14 protein-coding genes and 1 pseudogene are annotated in these 15,913 nt (G+C 63.8%); 10 read left to right on the top strand and 5 right to left on the bottom strand.

Going from position 1 to position 15,913, the window contains the following annotated elements:
• Positions 1–12: 12 nt before the first annotated feature.
• Positions 13–1,590, bottom strand: coding sequence for a nickel ABC transporter substrate-binding protein (locus tag V7S54_RS15120; protein ID WP_336408505.1), 1,578 nt, complete (start codon positions 1,588–1,590; stop codon positions 13–15).
• A gap of 441 nt (positions 1,591–2,031) precedes the next feature.
• Here V7S54_RS15120 and V7S54_RS15115 point away from each other — a divergent pair, with 441 nt between their 5' ends.
• Both V7S54_RS15115 and V7S54_RS15110 read left to right on the top strand, forming a co-directional pair.
• Positions 2,032–2,307, top strand: coding sequence for a metal-sensing transcriptional repressor (locus tag V7S54_RS15115; RefSeq protein WP_336408506.1), 276 nt, complete (start codon positions 2,032–2,034; stop codon positions 2,305–2,307).
• A gap of 54 nt (positions 2,308–2,361) precedes the next feature.
• Positions 2,362–3,684: an MFS transporter gene (locus V7S54_RS15110; RefSeq protein WP_336408507.1), complete on the top strand. Its 1,323-nt coding sequence runs from the start codon at positions 2,362–2,364 to the stop codon at positions 3,682–3,684.
• An 11-nt stretch (positions 3,685–3,695) separates the two neighbouring features.
• Here V7S54_RS15110 and V7S54_RS15105 read toward each other — a convergent pair whose 3' ends face one another.
• A complete protein-coding gene (locus tag V7S54_RS15105) occupies positions 3,696–4,577 on the bottom strand; it encodes a TetR/AcrR family transcriptional regulator (RefSeq protein WP_336408508.1) in 882 nt (293 codons plus the stop codon).
• Between the two features lie 25 nt (positions 4,578–4,602).
• Between V7S54_RS15105 and V7S54_RS15100 the strand changes: the two genes are divergently transcribed.
• Genes V7S54_RS15100 through V7S54_RS15090 form a run of 3 tightly spaced genes read left to right on the top strand, consistent with a single transcriptional unit; the run spans position 4,603 to position 9,056 of the window.
• Entirely contained in the window at positions 4,603–4,749 is a 147-nt protein-coding gene (locus V7S54_RS15100) for a hypothetical protein (protein WP_176707543.1), read from the top strand.
• Positions 4,746–7,889 carry an efflux RND transporter permease subunit gene (locus V7S54_RS15095; RefSeq protein WP_336408509.1) on the top strand — a complete coding sequence of 1,048 codons (3,144 nt, stop codon included), beginning with the start codon at positions 4,746–4,748 and terminating at the stop codon, positions 7,887–7,889. Before V7S54_RS15100 ends, V7S54_RS15095 begins: the two co-directional genes overlap by 4 nt.
• Before the next feature lie 15 nt (positions 7,890–7,904).
• Entirely contained in the window at positions 7,905–9,056 is a 1,152-nt protein-coding gene (locus V7S54_RS15090; protein WP_336408510.1) for an efflux RND transporter periplasmic adaptor subunit, read from the top strand.
• 53 nt (positions 9,057–9,109) lie between these two features.
• Here V7S54_RS15090 and V7S54_RS15085 read toward each other — a convergent pair whose 3' ends face one another.
• Entirely contained in the window at positions 9,110–10,006 is an 897-nt protein-coding gene (locus tag V7S54_RS15085; protein WP_336408511.1) for a DMT family transporter, read from the bottom strand.
• A 158-nt stretch (positions 10,007–10,164) separates the two neighbouring features.
• Here V7S54_RS15085 and V7S54_RS15080 point away from each other — a divergent pair, with 158 nt between their 5' ends.
• Entirely contained in the window at positions 10,165–10,626 is a 462-nt protein-coding gene (locus tag V7S54_RS15080; RefSeq protein WP_141679366.1) for an Lrp/AsnC family transcriptional regulator, read from the top strand.
• 17 nt (positions 10,627–10,643) lie between these two features.
• On the opposite strand, the gene V7S54_RS15075 is transcribed toward V7S54_RS15080, so the two are convergent.
• The gene (locus tag V7S54_RS15075; RefSeq protein ID WP_057255354.1) at positions 10,644–11,102 is read right to left on the bottom strand and encodes an SRPBCC family protein; all 459 of its coding nucleotides are present in this window, start codon (positions 11,100–11,102) and stop codon (positions 10,644–10,646) included.
• 152 nt (positions 11,103–11,254) lie between these two features.
• On the opposite strand from V7S54_RS15075, the gene V7S54_RS15070 reads away from it, so the two are divergent.
• Positions 11,255–12,313, top strand: a complete 1,059-nt coding sequence (locus V7S54_RS15070) for an adenylate/guanylate cyclase domain-containing protein (protein WP_065374005.1) — start codon at positions 11,255–11,257, stop codon at positions 12,311–12,313.
• Between the two features lie 18 nt (positions 12,314–12,331).
• On the opposite strand, the pseudogene V7S54_RS15065 reads toward V7S54_RS15070, so the two are convergent.
• Positions 12,332–12,541, bottom strand: a pseudogene (locus tag V7S54_RS15065) (helix-turn-helix domain-containing protein); the annotation flags it as partial.
• A 120-nt stretch (positions 12,542–12,661) separates the two neighbouring features.
• Between V7S54_RS15065 and V7S54_RS15060 the strand changes: the two are divergent.
• From V7S54_RS15060 to fabF, 3 genes are all read left to right on the top strand, one after another.
• Positions 12,662–13,261: a TetR/AcrR family transcriptional regulator gene (locus V7S54_RS15060; protein WP_336408512.1), complete on the top strand. Its 600-nt coding sequence runs from the start codon at positions 12,662–12,664 to the stop codon at positions 13,259–13,261.
• 59 nt (positions 13,262–13,320) lie between these two features.
• Positions 13,321–14,514, top strand: a complete 1,194-nt coding sequence (locus V7S54_RS15055) for an acetyl-CoA C-acyltransferase (RefSeq protein ID WP_065373854.1) — start codon at positions 13,321–13,323, stop codon at positions 14,512–14,514.
• Positions 14,515–14,644: 130 nt separating this feature from the next.
• Positions 14,645–15,913: a beta-ketoacyl-ACP synthase II gene (fabF, locus tag V7S54_RS15050; protein ID WP_336408513.1), complete on the top strand. Its 1,269-nt coding sequence runs from the start codon at positions 14,645–14,647 to the stop codon at positions 15,911–15,913.

Below are 15,913 nucleotides of genomic sequence, written 5' to 3'. Positions count from 1 at the left end.
GGTACTCTCCTCTTACTCGGCCAGCAGAACGTTTTCGTAGGGCATGTCGTATTCGGTGACCGGGCTCGAAAAGCCGTGGACCCGCTTGGAATGCGCCCAGATGCTCGGCACGTAGACCAGCGGCGCAATCGCGTCGTTGTCCCTGAGCCAGTCGTAGACCTTCTGGATAGTCGGCTGAATCTGGTCCCCCGTTGCCGCCATCGCCGCGTTGATCAATGGATCCAGATTGGTCGGATCGGTGACCAGCTTGCCCTCGACGTCATTGTGGAAGGTCGACAGGCACAGCCCCACGATCGAGCCGAATGGATCGTATGGCGCACCATAGGTCAGGAAGAAGCCGAGATCGTACTTCTGTTCCAGCATGTCGGTGTGCTTGGAGGCGTGATCGACCGAGCGGATCACCAGGTCGATGCCGATCTCCTTCATCTCCGACTGGATGACTTCGGCAATGACACGCGATCCCGGCACGGCGTCCGGGCTGACGACCAGTTCGAGCGTCAGCGGCTTGCCGTCCTTGGACCTTATGGGGCTTCCCGTCCAGCCGGCCTTTTCGAGCAGGGCCGAGGCAGCCGCCGCATCGCGAACCGGTGCATCACTCTGCGTTCCAGCATAGGGCAAAGCGCTGGAGAACATGTTGCCGGCGGGCTTGGCGTAGCCGTGGTAGAGCACCTTGGAGATCGCCGCGCGATCGATGCCGATGCTGACGGCCCTTCGCACCGCCGGATCCTTGAGCGCCTCGGCGCGGTCCGGATTATAGGCCATCACCAGCGTGACATTGCCCGGATCGACGACGACATTGAAGCCGGCCGCCTCGAGCTGCTTGCCTTCTTCCGGGGTGAGCGGCGCGATCCAGAAGCCGCCGATCAGGTCAAGCTCGCCGGCACGCAGCGCTGCAACCCGCGACCGTGCATCGGGGACGACCTTGGCTTCAAGGCGTTCATAGGATGGCAACTCGCCCCAGTAACCTTCGTGATGCTCGAAGACGCTCTGCGTATCGTCGGCGCTGATCTGACGCCACGGCCCGGTGCCCACAGGCTCCTTGAACTTGCCATCAGCGCCAACCGATTTGGGGCTTAGGAAGCGCGTCGGCCGGGTGTAGGAAAGCTCCTGCATCAGCGCGAGGACCGGCTCCTTGAAATGCAGGGTGATGTGGTAGTCGTCGACCACCTCCAGCGACTGGAAGTGTTTTGAGCAATTCATCCAACTAAACTGGTCGAGGCCCATCCAGCGCTCGAGATTCCATTTGCACGAGGCAGCATCGAACTTGGTGCCGTCCTGAAACGTGACGCCCTGGCGCAGCGTCAGATGCAGCGTCTTGTCGCCGTCTTCGATCTTCCAGTCGGTCGCCAGGCATGGTTCGATCTGACCGCCCTTGCCGTATTTGACGAGCGGCTCGAACATCAGATCCTGGATCGCCCAGATCGCATAGTGGCTTTGCGGATCGAGATTGCCGGCAGGCTTGGCGATGGCGACCCGGAGCGTGCCGGCGGCGCCCTGCGCATAGGCGATTTTCGACAAGGCACCCTGTGCGATGGCCAAGCCGATAGCGCCGGCCGCCCCTTGCAGGAACGTACGTCTCTTCACTGACATGAATTTTCTCCTCCTTGTGGGCGCTCCTCGCGCCGTCGATACAAGCGGCCTCCACACCGTTTTGTATAGACAAAATGACTGTCTCATGTATGCAATGTTTCGTCAATATCGTATTTTACATTGTATGCATTTTGAACATTGAGTGAAAAACCACCAGGTCTAGCACATCGAAATTGGCGAGAAATCTCCCGATTCTCGGCTCATTTTATCAAAAAATGGATTCGGCAGCGGGGATTCATCAGCAAGATCGGCCTTCTTCCGCTTGAAATCTCTAAAGATTGCCGGATTCAAATTGTATGCAATACGGAAAAACCGCTTCACTTGTCACTTGCGTTCGCGCGCGTTGAGAATAGCGCCAAGGCGATACTCGCGCCTGAGGGGCAGCGCTATCTCCGGCAAGCACTCCTTGATACATCCCCACCAGGGGGATAGGTTATGGAAATGACCGAGCACAGACACGATACCCATCCCGAGATCGTCAAGCGGTTGAAGCGCGCCGAAGGGCACCTGAAGAGCGTCATTGCCATGATTGAGAACGGCCGCCCCTGCCTCGACATTGCCCAGCAACTCCACGCGGTGGAGAAGGCGATCAGCCAGGCGAAGCGAACCCTGATCCAGGACCATCTGGATCATTGCCTCGAAGACACGATCGGTGCGCTTCCGCGCGCCCAGCGCCACTCCATCGACGAGTTCAAGGCGATCACAAAGTATCTCTGAACGACCAAGCCAACCCTGACTGCAACCGCCACCGAATGAGCGCGCCCAAACATCATGCTGCAGATCCTCGCAAACCGGACGTACCGCCATCTGTTTCTGGCGCAGGTGATCGCGCTGGTCGGAACCGGCCTTGCGACCGTCGCGCTCGGGCTTCTCGCCTATGATCTGGCCGGCGCCGAGGCGGGCGCCGTCCTGGGCACGGCGCTCGCGATCAAGATGATCGCCTATGTCGGCGTGGCGCCGGTCGCCGCCGCCTTTGCGGAGCGGCTTCCGCGTCGCGCAATGCTCGTCTGCCTCGATCTGGTGCGCGCCGCCGTTGCGCTCTTCCTGCCGTTCGTGACAGAAATCTGGCAGGTCTATGTGCTGATCTTCGTGCTGCAGTCGGCGTCGGCCGCCTTCAACCCGACGTTCCAGGCAACCATTCCGGATGTGCTGCCGGATGAAAGGGAATACACACGCGCCCTGTCGCTCTCGCGGCTTGCCTATGACCTCGAGAGCGTCGCAAGCCCGATGCTGGCCGCAGCGCTGCTCACCGTCGTCAATTTCCACAACCTGTTTGCCGGCACGGTTGTTGGCTTCCTCGCCTCCGCCGCACTCGTCGTCTCAGTCGCGCTTCCAAGCCCGAAGGTGACGGAACGGCGCGGCATCTACGACCGGACGACGCGGGGCTTGCGCATCTACCTGGCAACGCCGCGGCTCAGGGGACTGCTCGCGCTCAACCTCGCGGTTTCGGCTGCCGGATCGATGGTCATCGTCAACACGGTGGTATTGGTCCAGGCCAAATTCGGGCTCACCCAGACTGACACAGCCATCGCACTCGCCGTCTTTGGCGGCGGCTCGATGATCGCAGCGCTGCTGTTGCCCCGCCTGCTCGACAGGACACCGGATCGCGTCGCCATGTTTTCGGGTGCAGCGGTCCTCACCACCGGCCTGTTCATCGGCGCTCTTGTCCCAAGTTTCGTTTCGCTGCTGCCGCTGTGGCTCGCCATCGGTCTCGGCTATTCGCTGGCACAGACACCATCCGGCCGGCTGCTGCGCCGCTCGGCGCAGCCGGAAGACAGGCCCGCGCTCTTTGCCGCGCAGTTCGCCCTTTCGCATGCCTGCTGGCTGATCACCTATCCGCTTGCCGGCTGGCTCGGCGCGACGGCCGGGCTGACGCCGACCTTCGCAGCGCTTGGCCTCATCGCTGTTGGCGCCATCGTCGCGGCGGCCCGGCTCTGGCCGGCGCAGGATCCGGACGAAATCGAGCACGTCCATCACGAGCTTGCTGACGGTCACCCTCATCTCGCAGGTGCCACACGCGTGGGCGGCGGTCACCGGCACACCCATGTGTTTGTGATCGACAGCCATCACCCGGACTGGCCGGCCGAAAGATAGGCAAACGACTGCTACTTGAAAGCGGCACCGCTGCCGGCAAAGGACAGGATCGCCGCGTCGGCGATCTCCGCAAAACGGGCGCTCGGCCCTTCGGCACCGCTGCTTTGCTGAGCGGCGCGCGCGCCCTCGATCAACAGCAGCAGCGTGTCGCAAAGCAGTTCCGCATCGGCGACGCCAGCCCTGCGACAGAGCTCCACGACGCGGTCGCGTTGCGCGTCCTTGAACATGCGGATCACCGAGCGCCCGGGATGATCCTCGTCGGTCAGTTGCACGGCGGCGCTCATCATTTCGCATTGGCACTTGTCGTCACCGAGATGATCGGCGATCCGCCGGACCCAGGCCCTGAGCTGCCCCAGTCCGTCGCCGGGATGTGCGTCTTCCAGTTCGCGCCAGAAGCCGTCCATCTCCATTCCCGCATGGCGCAGGCATTCGACGATCAGCTCATCCTTCGAATTGAAGTGGCGGTAGAGCGTCATCTTGTTGCTGTCGGCGGCATCGGCGATCGCATCGACGCCGGTTCCGCGAATGCCGTGCCGGCGAAAGAGGTCTCGCGCAGCCTCGACGATGCGATCGCGCGGCGAACGACGTGATGGCTTGCGGAAATCCGTTGTCATCGCATTGGCCCGGCGTGGTCGGCGTGAAAAATCTTGCCCTTGACGCCCTGTCATTGGTCGATAACATGCAGCGCTGTTACCGACCAGTAACATTTTCGCCAACGCGGCACAGAGGAGTAGCCGCTTGCCGCGAAGGCCTTCCGGAGACGGCGGTAACCGCAGAAAAATTTCTAGCGCAGTGTCGGTGGGCGCGGTCGTCAGGCGTCTTTTAGTCAGAGCGCACACCGCAGAGACTTTTAAGATTCGATAACGCTCGTGATTTGGGTCGATCCGGCCCATCATGATCTCGTGCTGGAGCCTTATGATGCGCATGCTCGATGGGCTGAAGGCTGAGGAGAGCGTCGCTGACCGGAAGGTCCGCGCGGCGGGCTTGCGCACGCCCGGTTTCGAAATGCTCCGCTATGCCGCCCGCCACGATTGCGGCGCCTGCAAAGGATCGATCCCGCCATGATCGACTTCTTCATTCACCGGCCGATCTTCGCATCGGCCATCGCGATCATCATGACGCTTGCCGGCGGCATCTGCTATTTCCTGCTGCCGATCTCGCAGTTTCCCGATGTGACGCCGCCGCAGATCGTCGTCGCCGCCAATTATCCGGGCGCCAGCGCGCAGGTGGTCGCCGACACGGTGACGACGCCGCTCGAACAGCAGATCAACGGCGTGCCGGGCATGCTCTACATGACCTCGACGAGTTCAAACGACGGCTCGTCGCGCATCATCATTTCCTTCGAGGTGGGTTATCCGATCGACGTCGCGGCACTCGACGTCCAGAACCGTGTGTCCCAGGCGGCCTCCTCGCTTCCGGCGCTCGTCAACCAGACCGGCGTCACCATCGCCAAGCAGATCCCCAATTTCACCGTGCTCGTCAGCCTGGATTCGCCGGACAATTCGGTCGATTTCGCCTCGGTCAGCAACTACGCCTACCTGCAGATCCTTGATCCGCTGAAGCGCCTGCCGGGCGTCGGGGACGTGCAGCTTTTCGGTGAGCGCCGCTATTCGATGCGCGTCTGGCTCGATCCGGATCGCATGGCCAATCTCGGCATCACCGCCGTCGACGTCCAGAACGTCATCGCCGAGCAGAATATCCAGGTCGCGGGCGGCAAGATCGGGCAATCGCCGGCGCCAGCAGGCACGCCCTTCGAGATGCAGATCAACGCGCTCGGGCGATTGAGCGATCCCTCGCAGTTCGGCGACATCGTGCTTCGGGCCGACCAGACGACCGGCGCGACAACCAGATTGCGCGACATCGCACGCATCGAGCTCGGCGCTCTGCTCTATTCGTCCTCGGTCACCTTCAACGGCAAGGAGAGCGTCGTGCTTGCCGTCTTCCAGGCGCCGGGCTCCAACGCGCTCGACCTGCAGAGCCGCGTGCAGGCGAAAATGGACGAGCTGTCGCAGCGCTTCCCCGCCGGCATCGCCTATCACATGTTCTACGACACCACGCGTTTCGTCTCGGCGGCGATGAAGGATGTGGTCTTCACCCTGCTCGAGGCGCTTGCCCTCGTCGTTTTTGTCGTCTTCATCTTCCTGCAGAACCTGCGCACGACCATCATCCCGACGATCGCCATTCCGGTCTCGCTGATCGCGACGCTCGTCGTCATGTATCTTTTCGGCTTCTCGCTCAACATGCTGAGCCTGCTCGGCATGGTGCTTGCCATCGGGCTGGTGGTCGACGACGCGATCGTCGTCGTTGAGAACGTCGAGCGCCAGCTCGAGGCCGGATTGCCGCCGCTTGCCGCCACCAAAAAGGCCATGCAGGAGGTAACCGGCCCGATCATCGCAACGACAGCCGTGCTGCTCGCCGTGTTCATCCCGGTCGCCTTCATTCCGGGCGTCGCCGGCAGCCTTTATAACCAGTTCGCCCTGACGGTTGCGATCTCCGTCGCCTTTTCCGCCTTCAATTCGCTGACCCTGAGCCCGGCCTTGAGCGCCGCGTTCCTTCGCTATCGCGGCGAGCCGCGCTTCGCCCTCTTCCGCTGGTTCAATTCGGGCTTCCATGCGCTGTCGCACGGATATGCGCACAGCGTCGCGGGGCTCGTGCGCTGGCGCTGGGCGCTGTTTGCCCTTTTCCTCGTCGCGATCGGGTCCACCTATGCCTTGTGGCAGCGCATTCCGTCGACCTTCCTGCCGGTCGAGGACCAGGGCTATTTCTTCGTCGTCATCCAGCTACCGGACGGCGCCTCGCTCGAACGCACCGAGGCCGTTGCACGGCGATCCGAAGAGATCCTGCGTGGTACCGCCGGCGTCGATTTCGTCGGCTCCGTCGTCGGCTTCAACTTCCTGTCCTTCGCCGCCCAGTCGAATTCCGCCGTGCAGTTCGCCGTCTTGAAGCCATGGGACGAACGTCCGCCCGAACAGGGCGCCTCGGCGCTTCGCGAGGCGGTAATGCCGCAACTGCTGCAAATCCCGGATGCGCTGGTACTCGCCTTCGATCCGCCGTCGATCCAGGGGCTCGGCGCGACCGGCGGCTTCGAATTCCAGGTGGAGGATCTCGGCGGGCGCAGCGCGCAGGCGCTGAGCGACGCGACCCAGGCGCTGATTGCCGAGGCGCGCAAGCAGCCGGAGATCAATCCCTACCAGCTCTTCACCACCTTCAGCACCTCGAGCCCGCAATTCGACTACGACCTCGACCGCGACAAGGCGAAACTCCTCGGGCTCAGCCTTCCGGACATCTTCAGCACGCTGCAGATCTATTTCGGCTCGCTCTATGTCAACGACTTCAACATCTTCGGCCGCACCTTCCGCGTGACGCTACAGGCCGACCAGGGTGCGCGGGCGTCGGCGACAGATCTTTCCCGCCTCTATGTACGCAACACCGAAGGCGAAATGGTTCCGCTCAACACGCTCGGAACCTTCAAGCCGACGGTCGGCCCCGAGACCATCACGCACTACAACAATTACCCCTCAGCGCTGATCAACGGCGCGGCAGCGCCCGGCTTCAGCTCGAGCCAGGCGGTGGCGGCGATGGAGCGCGTCGCCCGCACGACGCTGCCGCGGGACTACACATTCGAGTGGACCGGCATTACCTATCAGGAGATCCGCGCAGGCTCGATTGCCGCGCTCGTCTTCGCGCTCGCGCTCGTCTTCTGCTTCCTGATCCTGGCCGCCCAGTATGAAAGCTGGTCGATGCCGTTCATGGTGCTGCTGTCGGTGCCGCTCGCGCTTTTGGGTGCGCTTTCGGCGCTGTGGCTGCGCGGAATGCAGATCGACGTCTATTCGCAGATCGGTTTCGTGATGCTGGTAGGACTTGCCGCCAAGAACGCCATCCTGATCGTCGAGTTTGCAAGACGACGACGCGAGGAGGGTCTTGACGTGGTCGCGGCCGCGGCGGAAGCGGCGCGCCTGCGCCTGCGGCCGATCCTGATGACGGCCTTTGCCTTCATCCTCGGCGTGCTGCCGCTGATGTATGCCAGAGGCGCGGGTGCTGCCAGCCGCCAGTCGATCGGCACCACCGTCTTCGGCGGCATGCTGGCGGCAACCATTCTCACACTCATCTTCGTCCCGGTGTTCTACGCGGTCATCGAGCAATGGCGCGAGCGTACGTCCTCGACGCCGATCGGCCAGAGCCGCGAGCCGGAGGCGGCCGAATAGGAATTGGAGCCTGACATGCGTGGTTCGAGACTGGTCCTTGCCGCAGCGGTCGCGATCGCCGCCCTCGCTGCAGCCTATCACTACAAGAACGGCGGCTTTGAGCTGAAAGGCGGCGACGCCGGCGCGGCGGTGGGTCCGCCGCAGCAGGCGATGCCCGTTCCGGTCGCAGCGGTGGTCAAGAAGACGATCCCGATCTATCTCGACTATTCGGCGCGCACCGAGGCGATCCGCAACGTGACGCTTCGCGCCAAGGTCACCGGCTACATCGAATCGCAGGCGGCTCCCGACGGTTCGGATGTGAAGGAAGGCGACCTTCTCTACCGGATCGACGCCCGCGACTATCGTGCAGAACTCGATCAGGCGAAGGCCCAGGTCGAGCGCGACCAGGCATCGCTTGCCTATCTTCAGTCCAACCTCACGCGCGGCAACGAGCTCGCGACTACGGGCTATCTGGACAAGGACAGTTTCGACCAGCGCCAGAGCGCCGTGCATCAGGCGGAAGCGGCGCTGGCGATGTCGCGAGCGGCGGTGCGCACGGCCGAGATCAACTTCGACTACACCGAAATACGAGCGCCCTTCGCCGGCCGGCTTGGCCGCAACCAGGCATCCGAGGGAACGCTCGTCAGCAATACCACCGGAACGCCCCTCAACAACCTCGTGCAGCTTTCGCCGATCTATGTCTCGTTCAACCCGAGCGAAACGGAACTCGCCGACATCCAGAAGGCTCGGGCAAAGGGCAAGGTGGAGGCGGAAGTGCTTCTGCCCGGCGACGAGGAGCCGCGCTATCGGGGCGACCTCAGCTTCATCAACAATACGGTCGAGGGCAATACCGGAACGGTCATCGCGCGCGCGACGATCGACAATACCGATCTGTCCCTGCTTCCCGGCCAATATGTCCGTGTGCGACTGAAGGTCCGCGACGAACCAAATGTGCTGATGGTGCCGGAAACGGCACTCGGCTCGAGCCAGCTTGGAAAATACATCTATGTCGTCGGCAAGGGCGACACGGTCGAGCAGCGGCTGGTCACCCTCGGCCCGACAAGCGGCGACCTCATCGGCCTGACGTCAGGCGTTTCGGAGGGCGATCAGGTGATCGCGGGAAACTTGCAGAAGATTTTCCCCGGCGCGCCGGTCAAGCCGATGCCCGCCGAGCAGGCACAAAAGTAGGCGTTTTCCGGCACCCCATGGAAGCCGAAGCATCCCTTCCACCCGGAAAATCGCTACGCGCGCATCAGGATCGGGAAGATCATTCCAAACGTGATGACCGCGATTGCCGCAAATTGCAGAGGCGCCGGTATTTCGCCGAGCGCCACCATCCCGACCAAAGCGGTCGTCACCGGAATGAACGGCATGAACAGCGACGCCGGCTGCGGCCCGAGCTGGCGCACCACGAAGGTGTAGAGGACGACGGCGGCGGCGCCGGCAAGGAACCCCTGGATCACTAGCTGCGTTACGATTTCTGCCAGCGACGCGGCACCGAGCCCGCTCGGTGCCAGGATGTGAAGCAGCGGCAGCGGCAGACAGGAAAAGAAGACCACGGCGATGGTCGCTGTGACCGCATCGACCGACCAGAGCCTCACCAGCACCGCATAGACCGCGAACATGATGCCCGAACCTGCAAAAAGAAGATCGCCGCGCAAGGTGTCGCCGGAACCGATGCCTGCGTGAAAAACGAACAGCGCGAGCCCCGCCATGATCACGGCAATGCCGATCACCCGTTGGCTGGAGACCCTGTCCTTGAACGCAATGCGCGAGAACAGGAACGAAAAGAAGACGATAAAAGCGGGAGAGAGGGCCGCGGCATGGGCGGCCGGCGCCTGGGTGAGCCCCTGGTTGATGATCAGCGGATACGGTAACCCCGTCAGCAGGGCCAGCAAACCGGCCTTCCGCCAGCCGAGTGCCCTCAGCCTCGCAGTCCCGGTCTTCCAAACGACCGGCAGGAAGGCGAAAGCAGCGCCCGCAAACCGCAAACTGACGATATCGGCGGCCGTCAGATGTTCGCGCAGGCTGAAGCGGGCGGCAACGAACTGGACCGTGGTGATCGCGACGAAGACCAGGCCCGCAAATATCGCCAACCTCTTGCTTGCGGCCTCTTCCCCGACCAACAGAACACGCACGTTTGCCTCCATGACGACGAGATCAGTCCGGCCAGAAAACGGTTATCGGACTGCGGAAGCCGCATGCTATTGCTGGTATGAACGGGCTTAAATATACTGATTTCGCCAAACCTGAGTGAAATGCACTCTATCGAGGATCAGTTTGCGTGAATCAGGAAATCACAGGTCTCGACGCCATCGACCGCAACCTGCTGAGGCTGCTCCAGGAAGACGGCCGGCGCACCACGCTTGAATTGGCAAACCGGGTGGGGCTCTCGCCGACCGGTACCAGCCAGCGCGTCAAGCGCCTCTTCCGCGAGGGTTATGTGAAAGCGGTGCGAGCAATCCTCGATCCGAAGAAGATCGGTCGGGGTACCGTCGTCTTCATCCAGGTGCGCCTCGACCACACGGCTCCGCATATCTTCGAGCGGTTCTCCGAGGCCATCGCAAAGGCGCCGGAAGTTCTGGAATGCCACATGGTGATCGGCGGCTTCGACTATCTGGTGAAGGCGCGAATTGCCGACATGTCGCTGTTCCAGGACTTTCTCGAACGGGTGATTTTGCCGCTCCCCGGTGTCAGGGAGACGCATACCTACGCATCGGTGGGCGACGTGAAGCCGGATGCGCTACTGCCGATCTGAGCAATCAGGACAGATCGTCAGCTGCTGCTGCCGTCACGGCCGAGCCACGGATCGGGCCCGGGATCGCGCCCCGACGCGACCTGTCCCAACCGCTCCAGATAGTGCGCCCAACCTTCCGCGTGGCCGGCGCATTGTTCGGAATTGGGCAATCCCGTGTGGGTGAGACGCAGCAACGTTCCATCCGGCTGTTCGATCAGGTCGATCTCGATCAGGCTGGAGCCGGGCGGGACGATGTCACTGCCTTCCCAGCCGAAGCTGTAGGCGAGCCGATGCACTGGCACCACCTCACGGAAAGAGCCGCGGGCGAAACGCGCTCCGGTTACGTTGACGAGATAGAGACCGCCGGGCTCCGCCTTGGTGTCGGCCTCTGTTCCCATCCAGCGGAGGATCTTTTCCGGATCGGTCAGGAGGGCGAACACCGCGGCGGGCGGCGCCTGGATACGCGTTTCGCGGCGGACGACGAGGGCTTCTTGCATCGGTCTTCCCTTTGCTGTTGGGCCTGCCCGCCGGTTCAGGAAAGGTGAAGCACGGAACCCGGGCTGCCGCGATCATAGACCCGCGCGCCCTGTGGCGCCACCTTGCAGGCAAGGCCCTTGCCGGAATGGGCCCCGGCGCTATCCTCTTCGCCATGGATTTGTCTGCGCCCCTCGCCTGGCTCGTGGATGAAGCGAGCGCCTCGCCCGAGCCGGACCGGTTCCTGTCCGGGCTTGGACGCCTGCTTGTCGCCGACGACCTGCCGCTTGCCGGCGGTGCGCTCAGCCTGGCCGTGCCGCATCCGATCATCGCCCACCGCACCTGGCTATGGCGGGCCGAGACCGACGTGGTGATCGAGAGCCTTGGCTTTGCCGGCGCGGCCTCCGGCGGTGCAGGGCGAGATTGGTTGGCCGGGCTGGGCCCGGTGCTGGAACAATCAACCGGTTCGGGGACGGACCGAGCGACGCTCGGCTGGGCCGGAACCCGCCCTTTCGACCTGGACGAGACCGCGAAGCTTTGTCAGGTCACCCGCTTTGCGGCCGCGCCCTTGGCAGCGCTTGCCGAGCGGGCGGCGCTCGCTGCCTTGCTCGAGGCCTATCTCGGCCGTCGCAGTGCCGCCCGCGTCCGGGCCGGGGCGCTGACCCGCGGCACCGGCGAGACCATTCGCGCCGCATTGTTCTACGCCGATCTCCGCAATTTCACGGTTTTGTCGGAAGCGACGGAGCCCGCCTTGGTGATCGCGGCCCTCGACGCCTGGTTCGATCGGGTGGCCGGGGCGATCCACGCCTTTGGCGGCGAGGTGCTGAAATTCATCGGCGACGGCGTCCTGGCGATCTTTCCGGTCAGCGGTTCGCCGACCGACGCCTGTGACGCGGCTGTGCGCGCGGTGACCGCCGCCCGCGCCGGCATGGCGCATCTCGATGCGGCACGGCAAGCCGAGGGTCTACCGCCGCTCTCCTTCGGCGTGGCGCTGCATCTCGGCGATATTCTCTGGGGCAATATCGGCGCAGCCGACCGGCTCGATTTTACCGCCATCGGCCCGGCGGTGAACTTGGTCAGTCGCCTGGAGGGGCTGTGCCGGCCGCTCGGCCGGTCCGTATTGATCTCAGGCGCCGTCGCTGACGTTGCGTCCACGCCGTTCCTACCGCTCGGCGATCATAAATTGCGTGGGATCGCAGCACCCTGCGCCGTCTTCACCCTGCCGGATACCTGACGGCACTCCGGCCAAGGGTCAGAGCGTGGCCGGCAACGGCTGATCCGGCGAGACCTGACGTTCAGTGTTCGCGCGCTGCCGTGGCGAGCGGCCCATGATGCGCTTGAACGCGGTGCTGAAGGCGGCTTCGGAGGCGTAGCCGACGGACTGCGCGACCATCGCCACCGACTGGCCACCATCCTGTAGCTTTCGCTCCGCCAGCCGCATGCGCCATTCGGCGAGATAGCTGAGCGCACTCGTCGCAGCCGCTCAAGCCGCCATTAAGATTTCGATCACCATCTATACTTGACGAATAGATGGTGGTCGCCATATATTCTCCTTGTCGCATTTGCCTGATGGGAGCAGACAATGAGAGTAAGCCGCGCACAGGCGGAGGAAAACCGCCGAACGGTCATCGAGGTCGCAAGTCGCCTCTTTCGCGAGAGAGGCTTCGACGGCATCGGTCTGAACGACCTGATGAAGGGCGCCGGCCTGACCCAAGGCGGTTTCTACAAGCAATTCGAATCCAAGGACGACCTCATCGTTCAGGCCTCTTCCAAGGCGTTGGAGAGGGGCGTGGCGAATTGGACCGGCGTCGTCTCCAAGGCGGCCGGAAAGCCGCTTCGCGCCCTGCTCCGCTTTTACCTCTCGGATCTGCATCGCGGTGAAAAGGCGGATGGATGCGCGCTGGCCGCGCTCGCACCGGAAGCCGCCCGCCGTAGCCCTGCTTTGCGCCAGGCTTTCGAGGCCGGCATCAACAATCATCTCGACATTCTCGATGGGGTGGTTCCACCCGAACCAGGCGAGGACGTTCGCGACAGGTCGATCGCTGCGCTTTCGACCATGGTCGGCGCGCTGGTGCTTTCGCGCGCAGTCGATGACGAGCAACTCTCGAACCGGTTCCTGAAGGCGGCGGCCGAGAGTTTGCTTGCCGACGAAGGGGCGTCGCAGGCGTCGCCACTGCAGTAGCAGGCAAAGATTCCCCACGAAACGTTCAGGGTTTCCCTCCAGCCGGAAAGAACCGGACCATGACCAGCACATCCGACCCCATCGTCATCGTATCGGCGGTGCGCACGCCGCTCGGCCGCTTCCTCGGCGATCTTGCGCCGGCCCAGGCGAGCGCGCTCGGCGCCCACGTCATCCGTTCCGCACTTGAACGGGCACACCTCTCACCCGATCGCCCGGACGAGGTGCTGATGGGCTGCGTGCTTCCCGCTGGCCAGGGACAGGCACCGGCCCGGCAGGCAGCCCGCGGCGCGGGCCTACCCGATGCCGTCGGCGCCACCACGATCAACAAGGTCTGCGGTTCCGGCATGAAGGCGACCATGCTGGCACATGATCTCATTCTTGCGGGATCGATCGATGTCGCGGTCGCCGGTGGCATGGAGTCGATGTCGAACGCGCCCTATCTGCTCCCCAAGGCACGGGCCGGCTATCGCGCCGGGCATGACCGGATCTTCGACCACATGATGCTCGACGGGTTGGAAGATGCCTATGAGCCCGGCCGGCCGATGGGCGATTTTGGCGAGGCAGCGGCCGAAGCCTATGGGTTTACCCGTGCCGACCAGGATGCCTATGCGGTGGAGACGCTGACACGCGCCCGCACCGCGATCGAAACCGGCGCCTTTGCCGACGAGATCGCGCCGATCACCGTCACTGCCAAGGGCGGAGACACGGTCATCGATACCGACGAACATCCGCGGAAGGTGTCGCCCGAAAAGATCCCGCACCTGAAGCCCGCCTTTCGCGCCAATGGCACGATCACGGCCGCGAGCGCCTCGGCCAATGCCGATGGTGCGGCGGCGCTCGTCCTCACCCGCCGCTCGATTGCCGAGCGCGAAGGCATGCCGATCCTCGCCGAAATCAAGGCGCATGCGACGCACAGTCAGGAACCCGCCTGGTACACGACGGCGCCTATTCCTGCGATCCGCAAGCTGCTGGAAAAGACCGGCTGGAGCGTCGATGACGTTGATCTCTTCGAAATCAACGAAGCCTTCGCCGTGGTGGCGATGGCCGCGGCCAAGGATCTCGGCATCGCCCGCGACCGGCTGAACGTCAACGGCGGCGCCTGCGCGCTCGGCCATCCGATCGGTGCCACCGGCGCGCGGCTGATCGTGACCCTGCTTCACGCACTGGCGCGGCGAGGGCTTTCGCGCGGCGTCGCAGCACTCTGCATCGGCGGCGGCGAAGCGACCGCAATCGCCATCGAGCGCCCACGCTGAGGACCATGCACATGAGAGAGGTCATCCGTGCTGCGGCCGTTCGCGCCTTGCAGCTCGGATCCGCGAGCAATTGCAGGAACAACACCTGCGGCTTTCCTTTCGGATTGCACAACTGAGGTCAGGAGAACCGATGCGTCGCATCGTCGTAACGGGAATGGGGGCGATCAGCCCTTTGGCAGCGGGCGTAGAGGCAAGCTGGTCGCGGCTTCTTGCCGGAAACTCGGGGCTTCGTCGTCTGCCGGAAGAAGTCGTCGCCGAACTTGGCAGCAAGATCGGCGGGACGGTGCCTACCCCTGCGGACGACGCGATGGCTGGCTTCGATCCCGATCGGATCATCCCGCCGAAGGACCAGCGCAAGATGGATCGCTTCATCCTGTTGGCACTGGCCGCGGCGGAAGAGGCAACTGGACAAGCGGGCTGGAAGCCCGCTACCGCGATCGAACAGCAGCGCACGGCCACGGTGATCGCGTCCGGTATCGGCGGCTTTCCGGCAATCTCGGAGGCGGTCCGCACGGTCGATCAGCGTGGCGTCCGGCGGCTCTCGCCCTTCACGGTGCCATCGTTTCTCGTGAACCTCGCCGCCGGCCAGGTTTCGATCCGTCACGGTTTCAAGGGGCCGATCGGCGCGCCGGTGACCGCCTGCGCCGCAGGCGTCCAGGCGATCGGCGACGCGGCCCGGCTGATCCGCGCGCAAGAGGCGGATATTGCGATTTGCGGCGGGGCGGAAGCCTGCATCAACACCATCAGCCTCGGCGGTTTTGCCGCTGCCCGTTCCCTGTCGACCGGTTTCAACGAGACGCCCGATCGCGCTTCACGGCCCTTCGATGTCGATCGTGACGGCTTCGTCATGGGCGAAGGCGCAGGCATCGTCGTGATCGAGGCGCTGGAGCATGCATTGGCACGCGGCGCCACACCGATCGCCGAACTCGTCGGCTATGGCACGACGGCCGATGCCCACCACATCACCTCGGGCCCGGAGGATGGTGCAGGCGCCCGGCGGGCGATGGAAATCGCCATCGCCCAGGCCGGCATTCGGCCAAGCGATATCCGCCATCTCAATGCCCATGCGACCTCGACGCCGGTCGGCGACAAGGGTGAAATCGAGGCGATCAAGTCGGTCTTTGGCCGCAACGGCGAAATCGCCGTCAGCGCAACGAAATCCGCAACCGGGCATTTGCTGGGTGCGGCGGGCGGTCTGGAGGCGATCTTTACCGTGCTTGCGCTGCGCGACCAGATCGCACCACCGACCCGCAATCTCGAAACGCCGGATCCGGCTGCCGACGGTATCGACTTTGTCGCCGGCGCGGCACGAAAGCTGTCGCTCGACTATGCCATCTCCAACGGCTTCGGGTTCGGTGGCGTCAATGCCAGCGTTGTCTTCCGACGTTGGGCGGAGTGA

The sequence above is a fragment of the Ensifer sp. CCNWLY38 genome (assembly GCF_037120565.1).
Classification (GTDB): domain Bacteria; phylum Pseudomonadota; class Alphaproteobacteria; order Rhizobiales; family Rhizobiaceae; genus Ensifer; species Ensifer adhaerens_H.
The sequence above is the reverse complement of the archived record's forward strand: the minus strand, read 5'-3'. Positions and strand labels throughout refer to the sequence as shown.

Excerpts from the sequence above, each read along its gene's own strand:
- V7S54_RS15055 (WP_065373854.1), top strand. The coding sequence starts at position 13,321 with ATGACCAGCACATCCGACCCCATCGTCATCGTATCGGCGGTGCGCACG.
- V7S54_RS15120 (WP_336408505.1), bottom strand. The coding sequence starts at position 1,590 with ATGTCAGTGAAGAGACGTACGTTCCTGCAAGGGGCGGCCGGCGCTATC.
- V7S54_RS15070 (WP_065374005.1), top strand. The coding sequence starts at position 11,255 with ATGGATTTGTCTGCGCCCCTCGCCTGGCTCGTGGATGAAGCGAGCGCC.
- V7S54_RS15060 (WP_336408512.1), top strand. The coding sequence starts at position 12,662 with ATGAGAGTAAGCCGCGCACAGGCGGAGGAAAACCGCCGAACGGTCATC.
- V7S54_RS15110 (WP_336408507.1), top strand. The coding sequence starts at position 2,362 with ATGCTGCAGATCCTCGCAAACCGGACGTACCGCCATCTGTTTCTGGCG.
- fabF (WP_336408513.1), top strand. The coding sequence starts at position 14,645 with ATGCGTCGCATCGTCGTAACGGGAATGGGGGCGATCAGCCCTTTGGCA.
- V7S54_RS15105 (WP_336408508.1), bottom strand. The coding sequence starts at position 4,577 with ATGGGCCGGATCGACCCAAATCACGAGCGTTATCGAATCTTAAAAGTC.
- V7S54_RS15115 (WP_336408506.1), top strand. The coding sequence starts at position 2,032 with ATGACCGAGCACAGACACGATACCCATCCCGAGATCGTCAAGCGGTTG.
- V7S54_RS15075 (WP_057255354.1), bottom strand. The coding sequence starts at position 11,102 with ATGCAAGAAGCCCTCGTCGTCCGCCGCGAAACGCGTATCCAGGCGCCG.
- V7S54_RS15095 (WP_336408509.1), top strand. The coding sequence starts at position 4,746 with ATGATCGACTTCTTCATTCACCGGCCGATCTTCGCATCGGCCATCGCG.
- V7S54_RS15090 (WP_336408510.1), top strand. The coding sequence starts at position 7,905 with ATGCGTGGTTCGAGACTGGTCCTTGCCGCAGCGGTCGCGATCGCCGCC.
- V7S54_RS15100 (WP_176707543.1), top strand. The coding sequence starts at position 4,603 with ATGCGCATGCTCGATGGGCTGAAGGCTGAGGAGAGCGTCGCTGACCGG.